Consider the following 23,212-nt stretch of genomic DNA (forward strand, 5'->3'; position numbering starts at 1 on the left):
TCGGCAATCGCGTCTATGCTGTGCAACGGACAGTCTTCAACCAGGGAGCGGGCGATGCGGGATGCGACGACGGCGCACGAAACAGGCGGAACGCATCCGCTCGATAACGCGATCTGGCATGCGCTCGCCGGCGAGCAGCAGCGCTTCGCGCTCGGCGGCGAACGCGCGCGGCGGTTTCCGCCGGCGCTCGCGCCGTTTGCCGGCGTGGCCGATCGCAGCGCGGCCGCTTTCGACGCATTACGTGAACTGATCGACGCGCATGGACCGGCGTCGCTGGTCACGCCGGACGAGATCCCGACGCCGCCCGGCTTTGTCGTGGTCTGGCGCGCGATGCTGCATCAGATGACGTGGCACGGAACGCTCGACGATGCGCAGGTGCGCGCGTTCGAGCACGTTGGGCTCGCGCAAGCAGACGTGCCCGACATGCTCGAACTGATTGCAACGACGGAACCGGGCCCGTTCGGCCTGCGCACGGTGGAATTCGGCGGTTTTATCGGGGTACGCAGGCAAGGCCGGCTCGTCGCGATGGCCGGTCAGCGGCTACGGGCCGGCGGCCATACGGAGATCAGCGCGGTTTGCGTGGATCCGGAATTTCGGGGCCAGGGGCTTGCGGCAGGACTCATCCGCTCGCTGGTCGCGACGATCTGCGCGCGGCGGGAAACGCCGTTCCTGCACGTGCTCACGTCGAATCACGGCGCGGTCGACCGCTATCGCGCGCTCGGTTTCGTGTTGCGTCGCGACATGCATCTGCTGGTGCTGGGGCGCGATGATACCGGCGCGGGCCGGCCGCACGGCGCGCCGTAACGGCCCGGTCGACGCCATGCGCAGGTGCTGACGACCGGAAAAGACCGGAAAAGGCGGGAAGGCAAGAAAGGCCGACAAACGGAAACAGGACGGAAATCGCGGACCCGGCCGGCGACGACCGCGTCGCCGGCTCGATATCGACGTGGCGTCAGTCCGGCTGCTACTCGTCGATCGAATCGATCAGGTTGCCGCGCAGCGTGACGATCGCCTTCTGCATCTTCGCGAATTCGTCCGGTTTGAGCCCGGTGGCTTCGACCAGGTTCATGTCGAGCCCCTTCTCGCGCACGCGACGGCCGCTTTTCGTCAGGCTCACGAGCACCTGACGCTCGTCCGACGGATCGCGGTGCCGCTCCAGATAGCCCATCGCCTCGAGCTTCTTCAGGATCGGCGTCAGCGTGTTCGATTCGAGGAACAGCTTTTCGCCGAGCTGCCCGACCGTCTGATTGCCCTCCTCCCACAGCGCAATGATCGTGATGTATTGCGTGTACGTGAGGCCGAGTTCCTCGAGAATCGGCTTGTAGGCTTTGCCGAACGCGAGGTTCGTCGAGTAGATCGCAAAACACAGAAATTCGGACAGCTTCGGCGTGGCCGGCGCTTGTGCTTCGGTCGGTTTCATCAGCGTTCCTCCATCGACCCGGGATTGGCCGCAGATGAATGCATTATATATCGCATGCGATCTTATCGGGAGCATGATTATCGTTTCCGATCAACAGCATGCCGTGTACGCGACCGTCGCCCGCGCTCAGTCGCGGCGATCGTCGTTCCGGCCGCGGCGCCCGCCATTCCGTTGCCGGCCGACCGGCAGCAGCGAACACTGCACCGGGTGTGCGATTTCGGTCGCGAGGCCGCCCGCCGCGAACAGCAGGATCATCAGCCAGCGTTTCATGCGTCCTCCACGACGGAAAGGCTCGCGCCGTCGGCGACCGACGCATCGAGCGCGTACGGATCGACGCCGTCCAGGCAGCCGAGATTGACGCGCCAGCACGCGGGATCCTTGCGGGTCTGATGAAACGGATAGACGCCGCACCGGCTGCAGAAATAGTGACGGGCCGTGTGCGTGTTGAAACGGTAGGTCGTCAGCACGCCCTCGCCTGCGACGATCTTCAGATCGGCGGCGGCGAACATCGGGCTCATCAGCGCGCCGCGACGGCGGCACAGGCTGCAGTTGCAGCGAGCGGCCGGCGCGAGCGCGGTCCGGACTTCGAACCTGACGGCTCCGCAATGGCAGGATCCGGTGAACCATGCAGCAGACATGTCGTGCTCCTCGAGAAGTCATGTCTGCTTTATAGCGGGCGCGGCCCATTGCCATGTATCGCACTGTATCCGCGCCGGGCGTGGATACGGAGCGTTGCAATTCTGCGGCCGGCGATACGCGCGGCGCCCGGCCGGAATCAGTCCAGCACGTGCTGCAACCGCGCGATGGCCGCCCGGGTCTCGCGCTCGAGCGTCGCGAACAGTTCGGCCGCCGGCAGCGGCCGGACGAGCGGCGCCGCCTGCCCGGCCCATTGCGCGCCGTAGCCGAACTCCCCTTTCGCCTTCGCGGCCGCATGCAGCGCCTTGCCCGCGTCGTATGCGATCGGATAGGCCGGCGTGACGGGCGCGTGCGGATCGTCGCCAAGCGCGGTCAGCCGGTTCGCGATGCCGCGCGCGACCCGGCCCGAGATCGCGCTCGTGAACGTCGTGCGGCGCGCCGCGTCGCCGAGGATCGCGCGGCGGTAGCCGTCGTCGATCGACGTCTCCGGACATGCGACGAACGCGGTGCCGAGCTGCGCGGCCTGCGCGCCGAGCGCGAGCGCCGCGGCGATGCCGTCGCCGTCCATGATGCCGCCGGCCGCGATCACGGGGAGCGGGCATTCGCGCACGAGCAGGCGCGTCAGCGCGAACGTGCCGAGCCGGTCGTCGTGCGCCGTCGAATCGAATACGCCGCGGTGACCGCCGGCCTCGATGCCCTGCGCGACGATCGCGTCGATGCCGGCCGCGGCGATCTGCCGGGCTTCGTCCGGATGCGTCGCGGCCGCGAACAGCGTGATGCCCGCGCGCTTCAACATCGCGATCGCCTCGTCGGACGGCAACCCGAAATGGAAACTCACGACGGCCGGCTTTTCGTCGATCAGCATCGCAAGCATCGCATCGTCTTCGACGAAGCTCGTGTAGATCTCCGACAACGACGCGGGCGGCGTCGCGCCCTGCTCGCGGAATGCCGGTGCGAGCCAGTCGAGCCACGCGCGTTCGACGGCTGCGTCCGCGCGGGCCGGCTGGTGACAGAACAGGTTGATGTTGAACGGCCGGTCGGTGAGCGCGCGCGTGTCGCGAATCATCTTGCGTGCGCCTTCGGCATTCGTCGCGCCGACGCCGAGCGAGCCGAGGCCGCCCGCGTTCGACACGGCAGCCGCGAGCGCGGGCGTGCTGACGCCGGCCATCGGTGCCTGGATGATCGGAGTGCGGATGCCGAGCGTGCGCAACAGCGTCCGGTTGTCGGTCGGTCGATTCATGTCGTTGCCTCCTGCAACGTCCGGGAACGGAATGCTGCGGCCTGGGTAGCCGAAGCGACTGGGTCGGGGCCGGCGCGCGACGCGTTTGCCGCGCATCGCGCGAAGCCCGTCACGCGGTCACCGTGGCGAACCCGCCGGCCGGGCGATGCCGCCGGTCGGTGCAGGACGCGATGCATTCATGCAGCATCGCGTCCGAACGCCGTGACCGATGCATTGCCGCCCATGCTACGCCACACCGCCGCGTGACGACGTGCCCGGCGAGCGCCGACGCCAGCGCGCCGCGGAAGGCGTTCGACTGCCGCCGGAGCACGGCCGAGACGGCGGCTCGCGCCCGCGCGACTGCCGTCGTCCGGCGTGGCGGCGAACACCTGCGTCGCATCGATTCGGTCCATGGCGTGCGAGTGGCCGCGAGTGATCGTGTCATTGGGGCGCGAAGCGCAGCGAGCAGTCTACCGCAGGCACACGCCGGTGCTCGTCGGCGCCGCCGCGTCGCTTCGTGAAATACTTCGGCCATGCGTCCACGCGAAACCCTGCGATGACTGAAAAGCCTGCCGAGCTGCCGCCGCTCCGTTGCGTCGTCGCGCGTCGCATGCTGGCGTGCGTTGCCGCATGGCTGATTGCCGGGCCGGTGAGCGCGGGTGCTGCCGCCGATCAGGCGCGCGCGCCGGCTGCACGCGCGCCGCAACGGATCCTGTTCGTCGGCGACAGCCTCACGCATGGCCGTTACGCGCCCGTGCGTTCGTACGGCGCGATGCGGCCCGGCAGCGGCGCGATCGGCGACGCTGCACGGGTCGTCGACGAAAACTTCGGGCAGACCGGCGCCCGCGCGGAGTTCGAACCGGGCCCGTGGGGCGGGATTCCGGGCATCTTAGCGCGCTTCGCCGTCGAAGCCGGGCTCGACTACGACGTTCATCTGGAGGCGATGTCGGCGACGAGTCTCGCGAAACATGCGCGCGTCGCGTCGGATGTGATCAACCGGCCCGTGTGGGATGCGGTCGTGCTGCAGGAACTGAGCGCGAAGCCGCTGCCGTTCGCGCTCACGCACAGCCGCGCCAGCGATCCGGCCGGTTTCTGTACCAGCGTCGCGACGCTCGCGCGCGGCATTCGCGCGGCGGCGCCGCACGCGCGCGTCTACCTGTATGAGACGTGGGCGAGCGCCGATCGCGCAAAAGCGCTCGCCGGCGAGCCGGGCAGCGACGGCTTCCGCGCGCGCTACCTCGATCGCATCGCCGACATCGTCGCCGCGTATCGCGATGCATTCGAGCGCGCACGCCGGGCCGACCCGTCGATCGTCGCCGTCGCGCCGGTCGGCCGCGCGTGGCAGCGGGCGTGGACGACCGGCGTCGCCGATCCCGATCCGTATGCGCCGTCCGGCGCGCCGCTGCTGTGGTACGGGAGGCATGCGCACGGCGATCCGCCGATGTCGCGGCCCGATTATCTGCATCCGGGCGTGCTCGGCGCCTATCTCAGCGCGCTCGTGCTGTTCCAGCAGATCGCGGGCGTCGATGTGCGCACGTTCGGCCCGCACGAGCAGGCCGCCGCGCAACTCGGCATCGCGCCGCAGACGGCCGAGCGATTGCAGGCCGTTGCGTCGGATACGGTCCGGCACGAGCAGGCCGGGGCCGACAGTGCCGGTGTCGATGCCGGTGTCGGTATCGATGCCGGCACGCCGCCGCAGGTGGCTATTCCAGTCCTTGTGCATCGCAATGACGGTCGCCTGATTCGTCACGTCGACAGACGGACGCCGGCTGATTAAAAGTGTGCCGCGGCCCCCGCTCCATCGTGCGATGCCGGCCGGCCCTGCCGATATCAACCGGCGATACCTGACGTTCGCGATCGCCGACCCCGCAAGTCGGCCCCATGGTTTTCCCTGCCCTGACGCGCCCGCTCTGGCCGGCGCGCTTTCCGACGCCCGTCCGGCGGGCGTTCCGCAGCCTTTCTGGTCGGGAAAGGATGCTTGAAGCATCCGCAATTATCGCGCCGCACGAATTCGCCGACCATGTCTCGGACGATCGGCACCGCCCGCGCCTTCGGACGTTTCGATGATGTTGCGGGCCTCGCCGTCGCGTCGCGCGACCGTGCCCGTGACGGCGGCCGCGAACGGCCGGGCATCGCGCCACGGCAAATCGATAATCTGGAGACACGATGAACAGCCAATCCCTCGATCTTGGCGGCACGGCGGGCCGCCCCGCGTCCGCCCTACCGGCTTCGGCCCGCGCCGAAGCGGAGCCGCCCACCGTCGCCGCCCGCGGCACCACGCTCGGCGAATTCATGGACGACCTGCCGGTCGGTGCGCTGCACCGGTTCGTCGTCTGGGTGATCGGCATCGGGCTGTTCTTCGACATGTACGAGATATTCCTCGTCAGTACGATCGGCTCCGCGCTGCAGAACGAATACGGGCTGAGCCGGCAAAGCGCCGATTTCAAGCTGCTGCTCGCGTCGGCGTTCATCGGGATGTTCGTCGGCGCGATGTGTCTAGGCAGCCTCGCCGACCGGATCGGCCGGCGCAAGGCATTCCTGATGACGCTCGTCTGGTACAGCGCGTTTTCGCTGATCGGCGCGTTCTCCGTGAACGCCGACATGCTGGTCGCGTGCCGGTTCCTGACGGGCATCGGCGTCGGCGCGATCTATCCGGTCGCCGACAGCTTCCTGTCCGAAATCCTGCCGAAGGAAAAGCGCGGACGGCTCGCCGCGTGGGCGTACACGACTTCGTACGTCGCGGTGCCGCTGGTCGGCTTCCTCGCGCTGTGGCTCAATCCGCTGCATCTGGCGGGCGTGGCCGGCTGGCGCATCATTCTCGCGATCGGCAGCCTTGGCGCCGTGTACGTGCTGCTGGTCCAGCACCGTCTTCCGGAAAGCCCGCGCTGGCTGCTCGCGCAGGGCCGCACGGCGGACGCGCATGCCGCCGCGCGGCGCTTCGCGGACAGCGCCGGCGTGCGCGTGCCCGCGCAGTTCGCCGCATCGGTCGAGCCGCAGCGGCCGCTGAGCGTCGGCGAGCGCATCGCGCTGCTGCGCCGCCGGCCGTACGGCGCGCGCTATCTGATGCTCGCGGTGTTCCACCTGTTCCAGGGGTTCGGCTATTACGGGTTCGGCACGCTCGCCGGCACGGTCGTCAAGAGCCGCGGCTTCGACGTGACGGACAGCACGCTGTTCATCGCACTGTCGTTCATCGGTTATCCGATCGGCTCGCTGCTGTCGATTCCGCTGCTGAACTGGATCGAGCGCCGCACGCTCGTGATCGCGTCGATCCTGTCGATCGCCGCATTCGGGCTGTGCTTCGCGTATTCGGGCAACACGGTGCTGATCGTCTGCTTCGGGTTCCTGACGACCTGCGCATCGAACGTGTTCAGCAACGCGTATCACGTGTATCAGGCGGAGATCTTCCCGGCGCGCGTGCGCTCGACCGCGATCGGCAGCACGTACGCGCTGTCGCGCATCGTCAGCGGCGCGCTGCCGTTCATGCTGCTGCCGGTGCTGGCCGAACACGGCGCGGGCGCGATGTTCGGCGTGATCTCGGTCGCGCTCGGCATCGTCGCGGTCACGCTGCGCGTGCTCGGGCCGCTGACCACACGGCGCAGCCAGGACGACATCAATCCGGTATGACGCTTCTACCGGCACGGCGCATGCGAATGCGTGCGCCGTGCCCTTCGCGTGCTGAACGCATTCAGCACGTTCGGCACGTTCAGCGCGCCGACATGAAATCGAACAGCTTCGCGATGTCGGTGGTCAGCACCGTGCCGGCCTTCACGCCGACCCACAGCGTGCGTGTCGCCCATGCGTCGTCGAGCTTCACGACCCCGAGCCGCGACGCGCGCTCGCCGGTCACCGTATCGCGCGGCAGCACGCCGATTCCGAGCCCCGCCTCGATCATCCGGCTCACGCCGTCGAAATTCGATACCTGGATGCGCAGCTTCAACGAGCGCTCGGCCGCGAACGCGGCGTCGGTCATCCGCGCGAGCAGCGAACTGCCGTCGCTCAGGCCGACGTAGTCTTCGTCGAGCGTATCGGCGAAGCGGATGCTGTCGTGCGCGGCGAAGCGATGGTTGCGCGGCACGAGCAGCACGAGTTCGTCGCGCCGGTACAGCCGGCGTTCGATGCCGGGCGCCGGCACGTTGTCCGCGAACACGCCGAGATCGGCCTTGCCGGACGCGAGCGCATCGACGATCTCGTGGCTCAGCCGTTCCTCGAGACTGATCTTGATGCCCGGGTTGTCGGTGAGAAACGCGGCGAGATCGGCCGGCAGGAACTGCACGATCGCCGACGTGTTGGTCCACACGTGAATGTGGCCGCGCACGCCGGCAACGTAATCGCTCATTTCGTGCGCCATCCGGTTGACCTGCTCGATCACCTTCGCCGCATGGTCGAGCAGCGCGCGGCCCGCGGGCGTCAGCTCGACGCCGCGCGCATGGCGCACGAACAGCGCGCTGCCGGTCACGCTCTCGAGTTCGGCGATCCGCTTGCTGAGCGCCGACAGCGTCAGCTGGCCGTGTTCGGCCGCCTTGGTCAGGCTGCCGTGCTCGGCCACGAGCGCGAACACGCGCAGCGACTGCAGATCGAAATGAAGCGGGTTCACCATGATGAAGGTCCTGGGGATGGGCATGCGGCGCGCGCGGACCGCGCCGGAGCGGCCTGATGCCGATCATACGCCCGGCCGCGCGCGGCGCGAAATCGCGCAGCGCGATGCACGACGGCGCAAAACGGCGGGCTCAGTGCGGCGCGAGTGCGTGCAATGCGGCGAGCATCGCGCTGTCGGGTGTCGCGAGATCGTCGAGCACCGTGAAGTGCCGCATGCCGGGCAACCATGCGCGCGCGATCCGTTCGCCGGCCGCGGCGCATGCGTCCGCGTAGTCGTGCGCGTGCCGCACGAGCTCCGGCAGCTCGGCCGCGCCGACTGCGACGACGGTCGGCGCGCCGGGCCCGATGTGACGCAGCGGGCTGTACGCGGCGATCTCGTGCGCGGTGAGCTGCAACTTGTCGCCGAGCACGCATAGCGAGATCGGTTCGAGATCGACGAGCGGGCTGATCGCGAGCGCCGACACGACGGCCGGATGTGCGCGGTGCACGGCCGTCAGGTGGCCGCCCGCGGAATGACCGCTCAGGTGGATCGCGCGGCCTGCGGTGCCGAGGCCGTCCGGATCGGCGGCGAGATAGTCGAGCAATGCGCCGATCTCGCCGACGATGTCGGTCATCGAGGCGGCCGGTGCGAGCGTGTATCCGGCGAGCACGACGTCGAAGCCGCGCGCGAGCGGTCCGGCCGCTGCGTACGCGAAATCCTCCTTCGCGCAGTGCTGCCAGTAGCCACCGTGAATGAACACGAACACCGGCGCGTCGGGGCGGCCGCACCGCAGCCAGTCGAAGCGCTGCGCGGGACGCGCGCCGTAACGCAGGTCGCGCTGCCCGCGCGTCGCTTCGTAGAGTGCCGCACTGCGCGCCTGGCAGGACGCGAGCACCGCCGGGAAATCGGGAATGGCCTTCGTGTTCAGGTAGGCGGCATCGAGCGCCGCGCGGTCCATGCCGCGATAGAGGATCGTCATGCGGAAAGTGTCCGGGTCGAATGGCGGATAGGCGGGACGTCGACGGCAGCCCCGCTGCGAAGGCGGCGGACGAACCGGCGCCGTTGCGCCATTGTCCGCAGCGTGCGCGGGCCGTGCTATCCGGAATCGGCGGGTGCGGCGTGGGTCTGTCCGCTTTCGGCGAAGGACTGTCGTGCTTGTGCGCGCACCGCGCTTGCGCTGGTGCCGGCGCAGGCGCGAACGGACGGGCCGGCGCGACGCAGCCTGACGAAGCGGCACGGCGGCCGCCGCGCGGCACATCCGCTGCCGCTCAGATCGACTCGGAGATCTCGATCAGGTTCAGGTCGGGATCGCGCACGTACACCGACCGGATCTTCTGCGTCGCGCCGGTTCGCTCGACCGGCCCGTCGACGATCGGCCAGTCGACGCGCTGCAGATGCGCGATCACGTCGTCGAGCGGCACGGCCGCGATGAAGCACAGATCGAGCGCGCCGGGCACCGGCACGTGCGCCTTCGGCTCGAATTCCGCGCCGCGCACGTGCAGGTTGATCTTCTGGTTGCCGAAGCGGAACGCGAGCCGGCCCGCGCCGAAGGTTTCGAGCTGCATCTGCAGCACTTGCGTATAGAAGTGCTTCGTCCGCTCCGGATCGACGCAGGTCAGCACGAGATGATCGAGGTGGTCGATCAGCGCCATGTGGATCGCTCCTGTCCTGTTCCATTCACGAGAAAGCCCGCTGCGCCGGCATGTCGCCGGCTTCGCCGCGCGGCGGCGGATGCAGGTCCGAGCGGCGCCCGGCCTTCAGGATCTGGCTCGGCACGTCGTGCCCGATCAGCGCGGGCAGCCGTGCGGCCGCGGCGAGCACGGCCGCGAGGTCGATGCCCGTATCGTAGCCGTCGAGTGCGAGCATGTGCACGAGCTCCTCCGTGCACGCATTGCCGGTCGCGCCCGGCGCATACGGGCAGCCGCCGAGGCCGCCGAGCGATGCGTCGAAGCGGTCGATGCCGGCATCGAGCGCGGCGAGCGTGTTCGCGAGCGCCATCCCGCGCGTGTTGTGAAAATGCAGCGTGAGCTGCAGCGCGCCGAAGCGTTCGCGCGCGCGTGCGGCGAGGTCGCGCACCTGCGACGGATACGCCATCCCGGTCGTGTCGCACAGCGTGAAGCCGTGCACGCCGAGATCCGCGAAGCGCTGCATCCACGCGAGCACGGTTTCGGCGCGCACGTCGCCTTCCATCGGGCAGCCCATCGCGGTCGACAGCGACACGTTGACCGCGACGCCGGTGCCGCGCACCGCGTCGATCACGTCGCGCAGCTGCGTGAACGACTGTTCGCGCGTCATCCGCAGGTTCGCGCGATTGTGGCTCTCGCTCATCGACATCACGAGGTTCACTTCGTCGACGCCGCACGACAGCGCGCGCTCGGCACCGCGCACGTTCGGCACGAGCACCGTATAGACGACGCCCGGCGCGCGCACGATGCCGTGCATCACGGCCTCCGCGTCGCGCAGCGCCGGAATCGCCTTCGGCGACGTGAACGACGTGACCTCGATCTTCGCGTAGCCGCATGCGCTCAATGCGTCGACGAGCGCGATCTTGTCGTCGGTATCGACGAACGCCGCTTCGTTCTGGAAACCGTCGCGCGTCGCGACTTCGTGGATGTAGAGCCGTCCGGGCTGCTGGTTCATGTCGTTGCCCCGTGCGGTTCAGATCACGCCGCGCGCGTGCCAGTCGGCGCGTGTCGCGGCATCGATGCCGATCGATTCGAGCACCGCGCCGGTATCGGCGCCGAGTGCCGGTGCCGGACGCTCGATAGCTCCCGGCGTCGCGCCGAGCTTCGGCACGATGCCCGGCACGAGCACCGGCGTACCGTCGGGCAGCGCGGCGTCGACGATCATGTCGCGCGCACGGTAGTGCGGGTCGGCCGCGATGTCCGCGACGTCGTAGATGCGCCCGGACGGAATGCGCGCGTCGTTCAGCGCGGCCAGCACGTCGTCGAGGTCGTGCCGCGCGCTCCATTCGCCGATCGCCGCGTCGATGCGCGCGACCTGCGCGACACGCCCGTCGTTGTGCGCGAGCGCCGGGTCGTTGCCGAGATCGGGGCGGCCGATCAACTCCATCAGGCGGCGAAAGATGCTGTCGCCGTTGCCGGCGATCAGCGCGTACCGGCCGTCGCGACAGCGGTACGCATTGGTCGGCGCGATGCCGGGCAGGCTGCTGCCGGCCGCCTCGCGCACCGCGCCGAACGCCGAGTATTCGGGCAGCAGGCTTTCCATCATGTTGAACACCGATTCGTACAGCGCGACGTCGACGACCTGCCCATTGCCGCCCTGCTGCTCGCGATGCCGCAGCGCGAGCAGGATGCCGATCACGCCGTGCAGCGCGGACAGCGAATCGCCGAGCGAAACGCCGACGCGCACCGGCGTGCGGCCCGGTTCGCCGGTCAGGTGCCGCAGGCCGCCCATTGCCTCCGCGATCACGCCGAAGCCGGGCCGGTCGCGATACGGGCCGGTCTGGCCGAATCCCGACACGCGCAACATCACGAGGCCCGGATTGATGTCGGACAGCACGTCCCAGCCGAGCCCCCAGCCCTCGAGCGTGCCGGGCCGGAAATTCTCGATCAGCACATCGGTTTCGGCGACGAGGCGGCGCACGACGTCCTGCCCTTCGGGCGTGCGCAGGTCGAGTGACAGCGAGCGCTTGTTGCGCGACTGCGCGGCCCACCACACCGACGTGCCGTCGTGCAGCAGCCGCCATTTGCGCAGCGGGTCGCCGACGCCGGGCGGCTCGACCTTGATCACGTCCGCGCCGAATTCGGCGAGCATCCGGCCCGCGAACGGCCCGGCGATCAGTTGGCCGAGTTCCAGTACGCGGATGCCGTCCAGGGGTCTCGTCATGGCTGTCTCCGATGAAAAATGCGTGTTGTCGATGACGGCGATCATGACGGCGTTCGGCGCGCGCGAAAATCGATCGATGCTCAACCAGCCTTTCCCGGACGGAAAGGCAGGCGCGCGGCGGCGTTCATCCGGACGGCGCAGGTCGCGTGGGCAAGCGACGATGCGACAACTGCGCTCTGCCGCGCCGCCCGTCGGCACGTCGCTGCATTCGCGCGCGGCGAACCGCGGCAGATCGTGACGGCGGCCGAGGGTGGCGGTCGGAAAGACTCGAGCGGGGAGCGACACGCCGGCGTGCAGCGCGTGCAGCGCGTGCAGCCATGACGGCGTGACGGCGTGACGACGCACTGCGGTCAGCACGCCGCAGCGGAATCGGGCAAGACGGGGAAGCAGTGTTCGGGCGCCATGCGCCCGGCAGGAACCGGTGTGCGGGTTCGCGACGTGCGCCGCCGGCGCGGGGCTGGCGATCGGCCACGCGCCGGCAGGAATCAGCGGCGAGCGGTCACCGCGCCGGCTGGATTCAGTAAGCGGACATCTCGACGCAAGGATCGATCTTGGACGGCGAGCAGATGACCGAATACTTGGCGCTTTCGCGCATCAGCGCTTCGCCTTCGTGCAAGGCGATCTTGATCTCGGGGTGACGCTCGTACGCGAGGAATGCGGAGCACGCGACCGCCGACATCACGATCAGGGAAAACACAAACTTTTCAAGGGATTGGAAACGTTCGGGCATGATTCGACCTTTCTTCTACCCGACGATTATATCTCAAATTAAGGGTTTTCCCTATATCCCGTCCGGCATACCGAAGATAGCGTCGACCGCCGGTGTGCGATGTTCGCGCCCCGTTTCGTCGTCGCCCGGCGCCCCCCGCCCGAGCGCCGATCGAACGAGAACCGAACGCGTGTGTTCAACGGAAGGCCCGTGACGATGCGCAGGCATCGTGCTGTCGCGCGTGCGGCAGAAAGGACGACGCAGCCCGTCGCAGGCGCGTCACTGCGGCGCCGACGCGCCGCTGGCCGCATTGCCCGGCCACGCGTTGCCGATCTTGTCGATCAGCGATTTGGCCGCGCCGGTCGCGATCGCGGCGTCGACGCCCGACGTCTGCCACGAGCCGTCGGCCGCCTGCACGAAGGTGAGATTCGCGCGCGACGGCGCGTAGTCGGTATTGCGCCACGTGACCACGACGTCGCACGTGTACGTGCGTTCGCCGGCCTTCCTGCAGTCGCCGTCGGGTTTCGCCGAGATCACGTCGGCCGACACGGGCAGCGGCTGGCCGAACAGCGCGTTCAGGCCGCCGTGATTTTCCGCCTCGAGCGCGCGGCGCACCGCGGCGTCGACGTCGCTCGATCCGGGACCGTCGTGGATCAGGTTGCAGGCGGCGAGCAGCGTGGCGGCACAGCCGAGCGTCAGCAGCGTTTGAAGCTTCATGGAATTCCGTGAATCGGTGAACGTCGGGCGGCATCCGGCGATGCCAGTGAACGCATCGCCGAGCCGGTACGCCGCGTAGTCTGCAACGTCCACGCGCCGTTCGCGGTATCCATTTGTAACGAATTGCACGGCCGACTCGCGCCGGGATCACGGCATCACGCCCGTGCAGTCGTCGCCCGCGACGTCTACGGCCGCTCGTGCTTCACGCGGCTGACGAGCTGCGTCGGGCTCACGAACTGCAGCGCGATCACGACCCATATGAGCGTGATGGCCATGTAGATCATCGCCATCGCATCGATCGACTGCGGCGCGCGCACGCCGGTCGAGAACACCGCGTAATACAGCGCGACGACCAGCGTCTGCGTGCTCGGGCCCGCGGTGAAGAAGGTCAGCTCGAACATCCCGATCGTGCGCACGAGCACGAGCAGTCCCGCCGCGAGCATGCCGGGCACCAGCAGCGGCAGCAGCACGTAGCGGAAATAGCGCCACGTGTTCGCGCCGAAGATGCGCGCGGCGGCCTCGAGATTGGGGTCGATCTGCTCGATGAACGGCGTCATCACGAGGATCACGAACGGCAGCGCCGGCACCAGGTTCGCGAGGATCACGCCCGACAGCGTGCCCGCGAGCCCGACCTTGTACATCACGGTCGCCATCGGAATCCCGTACGTGACGGGCGGCACCATCAGCGGCAGCAGGAACACCAGCAGCGCGAAGCGCTTGCCGCGGAACTGCACGCGCGCGAGCGCATACGCGGCCGGCACGCCGAGCGCGACCGACAGCAGCACGACCGCGCCGACCACCTCGACCGTCACCCACAGCACGCTCGCGAGCTGGAAGTCTTCCCACGCCTTCGCGTACCAGCGCAGCGTGAAGCCCTGCGGCAGCGGCGTGCCGAACCAGCGCGTCGCGACCGAATTCACCGCGACGGTCGCGATCAGCAGCATCACGTTCAGCAGGAAGAACGCCATCAGCCCCCACACGAGTGCCTTCCACGCACGGCCGGCGAGATTGCCGCGCATCTTCTGCGGCTTCATCGCGTTGACGGGCTGCGCGCCGGGCGGGCTGTGCTTCGGCGGCCACGCCGGCGCCGCATGATTGTCGGTCGCCATCAGCCCTTGCCCCCCGTGACCGGACCGGTATAGAAGAAGCGGCGCGCGCCGAGCATCGACGCGACCACCAGCAGCTGCACGAAGCCCATCACGATCGCGATCGCCGACGCGAGCGAATAGTCGTAGCTCTCGAATGCGGCTTCGGCGGCCGCGATCGAGATCACGCGCGTCGGGCCGGCCGGCGCGCCGAGCAGCACCGCTGACGGGAACACCGAGAATGCCTGCACGAACGACAGGCACGCGGCCATCGTCAGCCCCGGCACCAGCAGCGGCAGGTAGATCTGCCGGAACTGCTGCCACGGATTCGCGCCGAGCGTGGCCGCGGCGCGCGCGAGCGTCGGGTCGATGCCGCTGATGTACGACAGCATCAGCAGGAACGCGAACGGAAAGCCCGACACGATCAGCGACAGCAGCACGCCCCAGTAGTTGTGCGTGAGGCGCACTTCGTCCGTGTACAGGTGCAGCCCCCGCAGCGCCTGCGGAAACCAGCCGTTCGGGCCGAAATACGTGAGCATCCCGTCGGCGACGAGTACCGTGCCGAGCGTGACCGGAATCACCAGCAGCGTCGTGACGAACTTCTGGTACGGCGAATTGCGGCGCAGCGCGAACGCGACGGGCACCGAGATCCCGACGTTGATCAGCGTCGCCGGCACCGCGAGCTTCAGCGTGACGAGCACGGTCGGCCACATCGCGGTGTCGGTGAAGAACTGCACGTAGTTCGCGAGCGCGCCGCCGCCGTTCATCGGCTGGAACGACAGCACGAGGCCGTACGCGAATGGATAGATGAACAGCGCGACGATGAACGCGAGCGCGGGCGTGACGAGCCACGCCTTCGCGTCGCGCGGCGCGCCGCCGGTCGCGAGCGTGCTCATGCGGCCTCCGGGCCGGACGCCGCCGCGCACGCCGGGTTGTGCAGGCCGCTCATTGTCCGTCTCCCGCATAGACGAGCGTGCGCGCCGGCGCCACGCGCAGCCGCAGCGCCTCGCCTTCCGCGAATTCGCCGGCCACGCGGGCCCAGATCGCGCCGAACGGCGTGATCGCGCGGATCAGCGAGTCGCGACCGCCGTATTCGACCGTCTCGACGGTCGCGTCGAACCCGTTGTCGGCGCCCGGCTCCGCGCGCTCGAAGTCGTCCGGGCGCAGCGCGACCAGCACGTCCTTGCTGTCGAAGCCGGCCATCGGCACGCCGGTGATGCGCACGCCGGCCGCGCCGACGTTCACGTAGTCGCCGGCCATCCCTTCGAGCGTGAACGGCAGCACGTTGCGATAGCCCATGAAGCGCGCGACGTGCAGGTTGTGCGGGCGCGTGTACACGTCCTTCGGCGACGCGACCTGCTGCACGACACCCTCCTTCATCACGACGATCCGGTCGGCCATCGACAGCGCCTCGTCCTGGTCGTGCGTCACGTAGATCGTCGCGCGTTCGAGCTGCGTGTGGATGCGGCGGATCTCCGCGCGCATCTCGATGCGCAGCTTCGTGTCGAGGTTCGACAGCGGCTCGTCCATCAGCACCAGCGGCGGCTCGATGACGATCGCGCGCGCGATCGCGACGCGCTGCTGCTGGCCGCCGGACAACTGCCCGGGCAGCTTGCCCTCGTGACCGACGAGCTGCACGAGTTCGAGCGCCTGCTGCGCGCGCCGCCGCGTTTCCTGCTTCGGCACGCCGCGCATCTTCAGCCCGAAGCCGACGTTGTCGAGCACCGACATGTGCGGAAACAGCGCGTAGTTCTGGAACACCATCCCGAAGCCGCGGCGCTCGGGCGGCAGCACGTCGATGCGCGTGTCGTCGAGCCAGATGCCGCCGCTCGTGAGCGGCTGCAGCCCGGCGATGCAGTTCAGCGCGGTCGACTTGCCGCAGCCGGACGGGCCGAGCAGCGCGATGAACTCGCCGCGCCGGATGTCGAGATCGAGACCGTTCAGCGCGGCGACCTGTGCGCCCTCCGCATTGGTGAAGCTGCGGCACACGCCATCGAGCCGCAACCGTTCGAAACTGTGCTTCATTACGCGAACTCCATCGGCGCGGGCGCGCGAGCGCCCGCGGGTTCATGCGTCATTTCGATTTCTGCGAGCCGATCTCGCGGTCCCACTTCTGGAACGCGGCGACCATCGCCTGCGCGTTGAGCGGCTGCACGTGCGGACGATCCGCGAGCAGCTTCGCGTATTCCGGGCGGCCGAATTTCCTGATCACATCCTGGCTGTGCGCGGGCGCCATCTCGAGCGTCACGCCCTTCACCGCCGGGCCCGGATAGAAATAGCCGTCGTCGTAGGTCATCGCCTGCTGCGCCGGTTCGAGCAGGAAATTCATCAGCTTGAACAGCACGTCGAGCTTCTCCTTCGGCACGCCCTTCGGGACCACCATGTAGTGCGCGTCGTTGACCCACGTCATGTTGTCGAACGCCTGGATCCGGAAATCGGCCGGCACGATGCCGAGCGCGCGCGGGTTCAGGTCCCAGCCGGTGACGGTCACGGTCATGTCGCGCGTGCCTTCGCCGAGCTCCTTCATCACCGCCGACGTGCCGCCCGGGTAGTACGGCACGCATTCGTTCAGCTGCTTCAGGAACGCCCAGGTCTTGTCCCAGCCGTTGATCGGGTCCTGCGGATTCTTGTCGCCGAGCACGTACGGCAACCCCATCAGGAACGTGCGGCCGGGGCCGGAATTCGCCGGGCGTGCGTAGATCAGCTTGTTCGGATGCGCCTTGCACCACGCGAGCAGCTGTTCGGGCGTCTTCGGCGGATCGCTGACCTTCGCCGGGTTGTATTCGAGCAGCGGGCCGGCCGGCATGTAGGTCACCTCGAGGCCGAACCCCTGCGCGAGATCCTGCATCTTGCGCGGACCGGGCGCGTACTTGTCGAGCACGCCGGGGAACGCGCCCGCGTTGTCGGGCAGCAGCTTCAGCCACAGGTTCTGCTCGATGCCGGCTGCCAGCGCGTCGGTGCCGGTCAGCACGAGGTCGATGTCGGAGCGCCCTGCCGCCTGCATCGCCTTGATCTTGCCCGGCAACTGCGGTGCGGGCGCATTCGTGAACGTGACGTTCGCGACGAGATTCGGGTTCTTTTCCTTGAACGCCTCGATGGCCTTCTGCGTGAGCTGCAGGTTGCCGGCGACGTCGACGACATTCAGCGACACCGGGGCCGCGACGGCCGCTGCGGCCGACAGCGTCAGGCCCAGCGCCAGGGCGATCCGGCGGACGCGGCGCGCGATCGTGGTTGTATTCATGTCTCCTCGCTTCGGTCGGTGGGTGGGACCTTTCTTTCGGGAAATCATGACGGCGTTATACGATGTCGGTCAACAAAAAACCGAGCGGCGCGGGGCGGGAATTTCCCTAACAAAAACCTTCCGGTCGTCGAGGATTTGCAGATTGAGCGATTCCGCGGCAACTTTCGACGGCGATGTGTTAGGACGTCGTATATCGCGGCGAGCCGGAATGGAATCGGTTCACACGCGCTGCGCCGGACGATGTGCCGACCCGACGCGGGGCCTGTCCGGCGCTCGAACGCTCGGCGCGAACCGGGCGCCATCGCGTCGACGACCGGTTGCTTCGCATCGCGCCATTGAACCGGTTGCACGCGCGTCGGCACCGCAGCCGCGATCGCCTGGCTGCAGCACATAGTCTGACGGCGTCGCGCGGCGTCGCGCGCTCCGGTCCGCATCGCGGCCGTCGTCTGCAGCGATCGCGGGGATCGGCTACAGTGGGCGCTTTCGGCGCGCCCCGCAGGCCCGCCGACGCGACCGTCTCGTCCCTGCCGCCGTGTCGGCGGCTGTCAGCGTCGCGCGACGGGCCCGCGGAGCGCGGATCCTTCACGTTGACGAGCGAACCTCCATGCCCGATCTGTCTGCCTTCCCGATCACGAAAAAATGGCCGGCCCAGCATCCCGACCGTCTCCAGCTCTACTCGCTGCCGACGCCGAACGGCGTCAAGGTATCGATCATGCTCGAGGAAACCGGCCTGCCGTACGAGCCGCACCTCGTGCGCTTCGACACGAACGACCAGCTGTCGCCCGAATTCCTGTCGCTGAATCCGAACAACAAGATCCCGGCGATCATCGACCCGAACGGCCCCGACGGCCGGCCGCTGCCGCTGTTCGAATCGGGCGCGATCCTGATCTATCTCGCGGACAAGACGGGCCAGCTGATCCCGAAGGATCTCGCGGGCCGCTACGAGACGATCCAGTGGGTGATGTTCCAGATGGGCGGCATCGGGCCGATGTTCGGCCAGGTCGGGTTCTTCCACAAATTCGCGGGCCGCGACTACGAGGACAAGCGTCCGCGCGACCGCTACGTCGCCGAATCGAAGCGGCTGCTCGGCGTGCTCGACGCGCATCTCGCGAACCGCCAGTGGGTGATGGGCGATACGTACACGATCGCCGACATCGCGATCTTCCCGTGGGTGCGCAACCTGGTCGGCTTCTACGAAGCCGGCGATCTCGTCGGTTTCAGCGAGTTCCGGCATGTCGCGCGGGCGCTCGACGCGTTCGTCGCGCGCCCGGCCGTCGCGCGCGGGCTCAACATCCCGGCACGCGATTGAGCCGCGCAGCGGGCGCACGGTGTGCGGCCCGCTGTCCCTGCTGCCCGCCGCATCGCGCGGCGGGCGGGTTTCCGGCGTCGTTTCAGCGTTCCGGGAATCCCCCGTGCGTTAACGTGCGAGCGACGCCAGCGATTGCCGCGCCGGGGTCCGGCCGGCGCATGCGCGATCAGCCGGCGCTCGCATACAGCGTCGAATCCGCGAACCCTTGCGCATCGAGCACGCGCCCGATCAGGATCAGCGCGGTGCGCTCGATCTGCGTACCCTGCACCTTGCCGACGATATCGGCAAGCGTGCCGGTCACGCGTTCCTCGTCGGGCCAGCTCGCCCGATAGATCACCGCGACCGGGCACTCGGGCCCGTAATGCGGCAGCACTTCGTCGACGATCCGCGCGAGATGCCGCACGCCGAGATGGATCGCGAGCGTCGCGCGATGCGCGGCGAGCGAGCCGAGCGCTTCGCCTTGCGGCATCGTCGTCTTGCCGGCGAAGCGCGTGAGGATCACCGTCTGCGCGATGCCCGGCAGCGTCAGCTCGACACCGAGCGTCGCCGCGCACGCGGCCGTGGCCGTCACGCCCGGCACGATTTCGTATGGGATCGCGAGCGCCTTCAGCCGGCGGATCTGTTCGCCGATCGCGCCATACAGCGACGGGTCGCCCGAATGCACGCGCGCGACGTCCTGCCCTTTCGCGTGCGCGCCGGCGAGCAGCGCGACGATCGCGTCGAGGTCGAGCTCGGCCGTATTGACGACCTGCTCCGCGCGATGGCCGTCGAGCACGGCCGGCGGCACGAGCGAACCCGCATACAGGATCACCGGGCAGCTGCGTACGAGACGCTGGCCCTTCACCGTGATCAGCTCCGGGTCGCCGGGGCCCGCGCCGATGAAATACACCGTCATCGAAAATTCTCCGTCAATTCATTAGGCGGTCGTTCGCGCCGCGTCACGCGCGCGCGGCCGGATCGAGCGCATCGAGCAGCGCGGCGGCCGAGTCGAACGCGCGATCGGCGTCGGGCAGCGGCGGCCGGCGCAGCATCACGACCGGCACGCTGCGCTCGCGTGCGACGTCGAGCTTCGCCTCGGTCGCGGCGCCGCCGCTGTTCTTGCTGACGACGACGTCGATACCGGCGAGCGCGAACAGCGCGCGTTCGCCGTCGAGCGTGAACGGCCCGCGCGCGGCAAGGACCTGCGCGCGCGCGTTGCCCGGATGCGGGTCGAGACAGCGCACGAGCCAGAACTGATGCGGCGGGATCGCGTCGAGATGCGCGAGCGGTTCGCGGCCGAGCGTGAACAGCGGCCGCCGGAACGGCGCGAGCGCGGCCTCGATGCCGGCCCAGTCGTCGACCATTCGCCAGTCGTCGCCGGGCTGAGGCGTCCACGGCGCGCGGCGCAGCGCCCACAGCGGCACGCCCGCGTCGTGCGCGGCGGCCGCGGCATTCGCGCTGATCTGCGCGGCATACGGATGCGTCGCGTCGATCACGAGGCCGATGCCGGCGCCACGCAGATACGCGGCGAGCCCCGCTGCTCCGCCGAATCCGCCGACGCGTACGTCGCAGCGCAAGTCGTCGGGCACCTTGCCGAGGCCCGCGAGGCTGTACACATGGTGCGGGCCGAGCGCACGCGCGATCTTCAGCGCGTCGCCGGTGCCGCCGAGCAACAGGATGCGCGCGCTCATCGTGCGCACCCGACGAAGCGGCCCTGCCGGTCGATCGCGAACATTTCGACCGCGACCGATGCCGGCACGATGTCGCGTGCGACCCGCAGCGCGTGCGCGCAGACGATGTCGCCGAGCGGCACGTTTTCCGCGAGCGCGAGCTTCAGCGCTTCCTGGCTGGTGTTCGCCGCGCGCATCGCGGCCTGCAGCGCATCGTTCGCGCCGGCCTCTGCCGCCCACTGCGCGAGCAGCTGCAGATCGATGCTCGAATGCCGGCTGTGCAGGTCGAGATGGCCGGCCGCGAGCTTGCTCAGCTTGCCGAAGCCGCCGCACATCGACACGCGTTCGATCGGCGCCCGGCGCAGATGCTTGAGCACCGCACCGGCGAAATCGCCCATTTCGATCAGCGCCATGTCGGGCAGGCCGTAGTGCGCGCGCATCGCATCCTCGCTCGCGTTGCCGGTGCACGCGGCGATGTGCGCGATGCCGTTCGCGCGCGCGACGTCGATGCCCTGGTGGATCGATGCGATATACGCGGAGCACGAGAACGGCCGCACGATGCCCGTCGTGCCGAGGATCGACAATCCGCCGACGATGCCGAGGCGCGGGTTCATCGTCTTCAGCGCGAGCGCCTCGCCGCCGTCGACGCCGATCGTTACTTCAAAGCCGCCTGCATAGCCGCATTCGGCCGCGAGCGCGTCGAGGTGCGCGGTCATCATCTGGCGCGGCACCGGATTGATCGCCGGTTCGCCGATCGCCAGCGTGAGCCCCGCGCGCGTGACCGTGCCGACCCCCGGCCCCGCATGAAAGCGCACGCCCGGCGCGGCGGCCAGCGCGACGCGCGCGAAGATCAGCGCGCCGTGCGTGACGTCCGGATCGTCGCCGGCATCCTTGATCGTGCCGGCCTCGGCGCCGTCGGCCGTGGCCCGGCAGAACTCGAGCCGCATCATCACGTGCTGCCCCTTCGGCAACACGATTTCGACCGCATCGTCCGCGTGCCCCGTCAGCAGCAGGCGCGCGGCCGCGAGCGACGTCGCGGTCGCGCAGCTACCGGTCGTGTAGCCGAAGCGCAGCGGCGCCGGCTGTTCGGGGGTTTCGTCGCGCATCACGCGGGTTCCGCGAGGTCCGTGCCGGTGGAATCGGGCTTGCGCACGTCGTACAGCGTGACGGGCAACGGCTGCCGCCACGTGTCGAAGCGGCCGAGCGGCTCGGCATGCGCGAGCGACACGCGCGTGAGCGTGCCGCCGTGCGCGTCGCGCCACGCGGCGAGTGCGAGCTCGCCCTGCAGCGTGACCGCATTCGCGACGAGCCGGCCGCCGGGTTTCAACGCCGACCAGCATGCGCCGAGCACGCCGGCCGCGGTCGCACCGCCGCCGATGAAGATCGCGTCGGGTGCAGCAAGGCCCGACAGTGCATCGGGTGCGCGCCCGGCGACGAGTTGCAGGCCCGGCACGCCGAGCGCGTCGCGGTTGTGCTCGATGAAGCGCTGGCGTTCCGCATGCGACTCGATCGCGATCGCCTGGCACGACGGATGCGCGCGCATCCATTCGATGCCGATCGAACCGCTGCCCGCGCCGACGTCCCACAGCAGTTCGCCGGGTGCGGGCGCGAGGCGCCCGAGCGTCAGCGCGCGCATGTCGCGCTTGGTGAGCTGGCCGTCGTGGCGGTATGCGTCGTCGGGCAGGCCGGGCGTCAGCGCGCGGCGCGGCGCATCGGGGCCGGCCTCGCAGTCGAGCGCGACGAGGTTCAGCGCGGCGGTTTCGTCGATGTTCCAGTCCTGCGCGAGACCGTCGATGCGCCGCTCGAGCGGGCCGCCGAGATGTTCGAACACGCTGATGCGGGTCGGGCCGAAGCCGCGTGCGGCGAGTTCGGCGGCGACCGTCGCCGGCGTGCGGCCGTCGGCGCTCAGCACGAACAGGCGCCGGCCCGGCAGCAGGTGGCGCGCGAGCGTCGCGAGCGGACGGCCGACGAGCGACACCGTGCCGACGTCCTGCAGCGCCCAGCCGAGCCGCGCGGCCGCCAGCGACAGCGACGACGGCGCGGGCAGCACGCGCCATTCGTCCGGAGAAAGCGCACGCGCGAGCGTCGCGCCGACGCCGAACAGCATCGGGTCGCCGCTCGCCAGCACGCACACGGGCGCGCCGCGGCGCGCGAGCAGGCCCGACAGCTCGAACGGCGACGGCCACGCTTCGCGCTCGGCGCGCAGCCGCGCGGGCAGCATGTCGAGATGCCGCTTCGCGCCGACGACCCGCGTCGCATCGAGCAGCGCACGCCGCGCGCTACGACCGAGCCCCGCGTAACCGTCGTCGCCGATGCCCACTACCGTCAGCCACGCCGTCATGCACCCTTCCCCATCGTCCGGTTCCATCGAGTCGCCGCGCGGCGGCCGTGAGGGCGCCGATGCGGCGGTCCGCATTGCGAAAGTCGGCATGGTACCGTGTTCCACCGCGCGTTTCATCTGCGGGGTTGCCGCCGCCGGGCCGTGTTCCGCTGCAAGCGCGGTGCCCGTCCTGCGGTCGCGAAGCGCCGGTGAAATCGGGTATCCTACGGCCGTTCGTTCGCCGGTGCCCTTCGGGGCCGAAGAGGGAACACAGGGCGCATCGCGCCGCTGTGGCTGCCCCCGCAACTGTAGACAGCGAGCCGATCTCCCCCTCACGCCACTGGTTTCACCGGGAAGGCCGGGAGCAGGCGTCGACCTGTCAGCCAGGAGACCTGCCGGCCTGAAAGTGCGTGCGTGCCAGTCGGCGTCGGGCGGGGTGTACCGATGCGTTGGCCGCGGCGCGACACTGTCCCGGTATCCCG

25 protein-coding genes and 1 riboswitch are annotated in these 23,212 nt (G+C 69.3%); of the genes, 6 read left to right on the top strand and 19 right to left on the bottom strand.

The window, feature by feature from the left end; genetic code table 11:
- Positions 1 to 54: 54 nt before the first annotated feature.
- Entirely contained in the window at positions 55 to 804 is a 750-nt protein-coding gene (locus tag Q3A80_RS10940; RefSeq protein ID WP_446329060.1) for a GNAT family N-acetyltransferase, read from the top strand.
- Positions 805 to 964: 160 nt separating this feature from the next.
- Here Q3A80_RS10940 and Q3A80_RS10945 read toward each other — a convergent pair whose 3' ends face one another.
- The 4 genes from Q3A80_RS10945 to Q3A80_RS10960 form a co-directional block, all read right to left on the bottom strand.
- Positions 965 to 1,420, bottom strand: coding sequence for a MarR family winged helix-turn-helix transcriptional regulator (locus Q3A80_RS10945; RefSeq protein WP_446329061.1), 456 nt, complete (start codon positions 1,418 to 1,420; stop codon positions 965 to 967).
- 126 nt (positions 1,421 to 1,546) lie between these two features.
- The gene (locus tag Q3A80_RS10950; RefSeq protein ID WP_446329062.1) at positions 1,547 to 1,690 is read right to left on the bottom strand and encodes a hypothetical protein; all 144 of its coding nucleotides are present in this window, start codon (positions 1,688 to 1,690) and stop codon (positions 1,547 to 1,549) included.
- Entirely contained in the window at positions 1,687 to 2,058 is a 372-nt protein-coding gene (locus tag Q3A80_RS10955; protein WP_446329063.1) for a GFA family protein, read from the bottom strand. Before Q3A80_RS10955 ends, Q3A80_RS10950 begins: the two co-directional genes overlap by 4 nt.
- Before the next feature lie 137 nt (positions 2,059 to 2,195).
- The gene (locus Q3A80_RS10960) at positions 2,196 to 3,296 is read right to left on the bottom strand and encodes an NAD(P)H-dependent flavin oxidoreductase (protein ID WP_446329064.1); all 1,101 of its coding nucleotides are present in this window, start codon (positions 3,294 to 3,296) and stop codon (positions 2,196 to 2,198) included.
- 535 nt (positions 3,297 to 3,831) lie between these two features.
- Between Q3A80_RS10960 and Q3A80_RS10965 the strand changes: the two genes are divergently transcribed.
- The 3 genes from Q3A80_RS10965 (at position 3,832) to Q3A80_RS10975 (ending at position 6,899) form a co-directional block, all read left to right on the top strand.
- A complete protein-coding gene (locus Q3A80_RS10965) occupies positions 3,832 to 5,052 on the top strand; it encodes a hypothetical protein (protein WP_446329065.1) in 1,221 nt (406 codons plus the stop codon).
- A gap of 201 nt (positions 5,053 to 5,253) precedes the next feature.
- The gene (locus tag Q3A80_RS10970; RefSeq protein WP_446329066.1) at positions 5,254 to 5,445 is read left to right on the top strand and encodes a hypothetical protein; all 192 of its coding nucleotides are present in this window, start codon (positions 5,254 to 5,256) and stop codon (positions 5,443 to 5,445) included.
- A complete protein-coding gene (locus tag Q3A80_RS10975; RefSeq protein ID WP_446329067.1) occupies positions 5,442 to 6,899 on the top strand; it encodes an MFS transporter in 1,458 nt (485 codons plus the stop codon). Before Q3A80_RS10970 ends, Q3A80_RS10975 begins: the two co-directional genes overlap by 4 nt.
- A gap of 79 nt (positions 6,900 to 6,978) precedes the next feature.
- On the opposite strand, the gene Q3A80_RS10980 is transcribed toward Q3A80_RS10975, so the two are convergent.
- From Q3A80_RS10980 to Q3A80_RS11000, 5 genes are all read right to left on the bottom strand, one after another.
- Positions 6,979 to 7,872 (bottom strand): LysR family transcriptional regulator, encoded by an 894-nt coding sequence (locus tag Q3A80_RS10980; protein WP_446329068.1) that lies wholly within the window; start codon positions 7,870 to 7,872, stop codon positions 6,979 to 6,981.
- A gap of 130 nt (positions 7,873 to 8,002) precedes the next feature.
- Complete coding sequence (locus Q3A80_RS10985; RefSeq protein WP_446329069.1) at positions 8,003 to 8,830, bottom strand: alpha/beta hydrolase; 828 nt, start codon at positions 8,828 to 8,830, stop codon at positions 8,003 to 8,005.
- Between the two features lie 289 nt (positions 8,831 to 9,119).
- A complete protein-coding gene (locus Q3A80_RS10990; RefSeq protein WP_446329070.1) occupies positions 9,120 to 9,503 on the bottom strand; it encodes a VOC family protein in 384 nt (127 codons plus the stop codon).
- A gap of 25 nt (positions 9,504 to 9,528) precedes the next feature.
- Positions 9,529 to 10,491, bottom strand: coding sequence for a hydroxymethylglutaryl-CoA lyase (locus Q3A80_RS10995; RefSeq protein WP_446329071.1), 963 nt, complete (start codon positions 10,489 to 10,491; stop codon positions 9,529 to 9,531).
- Positions 10,492 to 10,509: 18 nt separating this feature from the next.
- Positions 10,510 to 11,700, bottom strand: a complete 1,191-nt coding sequence (locus tag Q3A80_RS11000; protein WP_446329072.1) for a CaiB/BaiF CoA transferase family protein — start codon at positions 11,698 to 11,700, stop codon at positions 10,510 to 10,512.
- On the opposite strand from Q3A80_RS11000, the gene Q3A80_RS11005 reads away from it, so the two are divergent.
- Positions 11,699 to 11,938, top strand: coding sequence for a hypothetical protein (locus Q3A80_RS11005; protein ID WP_446329073.1), 240 nt, complete (start codon positions 11,699 to 11,701; stop codon positions 11,936 to 11,938). The two genes, Q3A80_RS11000 and Q3A80_RS11005, sit on opposite strands and share 2 nt — an antisense overlap.
- A 279-nt stretch (positions 11,939 to 12,217) precedes the next feature.
- Here Q3A80_RS11005 and Q3A80_RS11010 read toward each other — a convergent pair whose 3' ends face one another.
- The 6 genes from Q3A80_RS11010 to Q3A80_RS11035 form a co-directional block, all read right to left on the bottom strand.
- Positions 12,218 to 12,430, bottom strand: coding sequence for a hypothetical protein (locus tag Q3A80_RS11010; RefSeq protein WP_446329074.1), 213 nt, complete (start codon positions 12,428 to 12,430; stop codon positions 12,218 to 12,220).
- A 258-nt stretch (positions 12,431 to 12,688) separates the two neighbouring features.
- A complete protein-coding gene (locus Q3A80_RS11015; protein ID WP_446329075.1) occupies positions 12,689 to 13,126 on the bottom strand; it encodes a hypothetical protein in 438 nt (145 codons plus the stop codon).
- Between the two features lie 185 nt (positions 13,127 to 13,311).
- Positions 13,312 to 14,235: an ABC transporter permease gene (locus tag Q3A80_RS11020; RefSeq protein ID WP_446329076.1), complete on the bottom strand. Its 924-nt coding sequence runs from the start codon at positions 14,233 to 14,235 to the stop codon at positions 13,312 to 13,314.
- Positions 14,235 to 15,107: an ABC transporter permease gene (locus tag Q3A80_RS11025; protein ID WP_446329077.1), complete on the bottom strand. Its 873-nt coding sequence runs from the start codon at positions 15,105 to 15,107 to the stop codon at positions 14,235 to 14,237. The genes Q3A80_RS11020 and Q3A80_RS11025 overlap by 1 nt, the downstream gene beginning before the upstream one ends.
- Before the next feature lie 49 nt (positions 15,108 to 15,156).
- Positions 15,157 to 16,236 (bottom strand): ABC transporter ATP-binding protein, encoded by a 1,080-nt coding sequence (locus tag Q3A80_RS11030; RefSeq protein WP_446329078.1) that lies wholly within the window; start codon positions 16,234 to 16,236, stop codon positions 15,157 to 15,159.
- Positions 16,237 to 16,285: 49 nt separating this feature from the next.
- Positions 16,286 to 17,452 (bottom strand): ABC transporter substrate-binding protein, encoded by a 1,167-nt coding sequence (locus Q3A80_RS11035; RefSeq protein WP_446329079.1) that lies wholly within the window; start codon positions 17,450 to 17,452, stop codon positions 16,286 to 16,288.
- 604 nt (positions 17,453 to 18,056) lie between these two features.
- Here Q3A80_RS11035 and Q3A80_RS11040 point away from each other — a divergent pair.
- Positions 18,057 to 18,761 (top strand): glutathione S-transferase N-terminal domain-containing protein, encoded by a 705-nt coding sequence (locus Q3A80_RS11040; protein ID WP_446329080.1) that lies wholly within the window; start codon positions 18,057 to 18,059, stop codon positions 18,759 to 18,761.
- 166 nt (positions 18,762 to 18,927) lie between these two features.
- Here Q3A80_RS11040 and cobM read toward each other — a convergent pair whose 3' ends face one another.
- The 4 genes from cobM to cbiE are packed head-to-tail and all read right to left on the bottom strand — an operon-like array spanning position 18,928 to position 22,751.
- Complete coding sequence (gene cobM / locus Q3A80_RS11045; RefSeq protein WP_446329081.1) at positions 18,928 to 19,656, bottom strand: precorrin-4 C(11)-methyltransferase; 729 nt, start codon at positions 19,654 to 19,656, stop codon at positions 18,928 to 18,930.
- Positions 19,657 to 19,699: 43 nt separating this feature from the next.
- Positions 19,700 to 20,431 (bottom strand): cobalt-precorrin-6A reductase, encoded by a 732-nt coding sequence (locus tag Q3A80_RS11050; RefSeq protein ID WP_446329082.1) that lies wholly within the window; start codon positions 20,429 to 20,431, stop codon positions 19,700 to 19,702.
- Positions 20,428 to 21,516 carry a cobalt-precorrin-5B (C(1))-methyltransferase gene (locus tag Q3A80_RS11055; protein WP_446329083.1) on the bottom strand — a complete coding sequence of 363 codons (1,089 nt, stop codon included), beginning with the start codon at positions 21,514 to 21,516 and terminating at the stop codon, positions 20,428 to 20,430. Before Q3A80_RS11055 ends, Q3A80_RS11050 begins: the two co-directional genes overlap by 4 nt.
- The gene (cbiE, locus tag Q3A80_RS11060) at positions 21,516 to 22,751 is read right to left on the bottom strand and encodes a precorrin-6y C5,15-methyltransferase (decarboxylating) subunit CbiE (protein ID WP_446329258.1); all 1,236 of its coding nucleotides are present in this window, start codon (positions 22,749 to 22,751) and stop codon (positions 21,516 to 21,518) included. Before cbiE ends, Q3A80_RS11055 begins: the two co-directional genes overlap by 1 nt.
- Before the next feature lie 204 nt (positions 22,752 to 22,955).
- Positions 22,956 to 23,144: riboswitch (cobalamin riboswitch) on the top strand.
- Positions 23,145 to 23,212 lie beyond the last annotated feature (68 nt).

The sequence above is a fragment of the Burkholderia sp. SR8 genome (genome assembly GCF_052851275.1).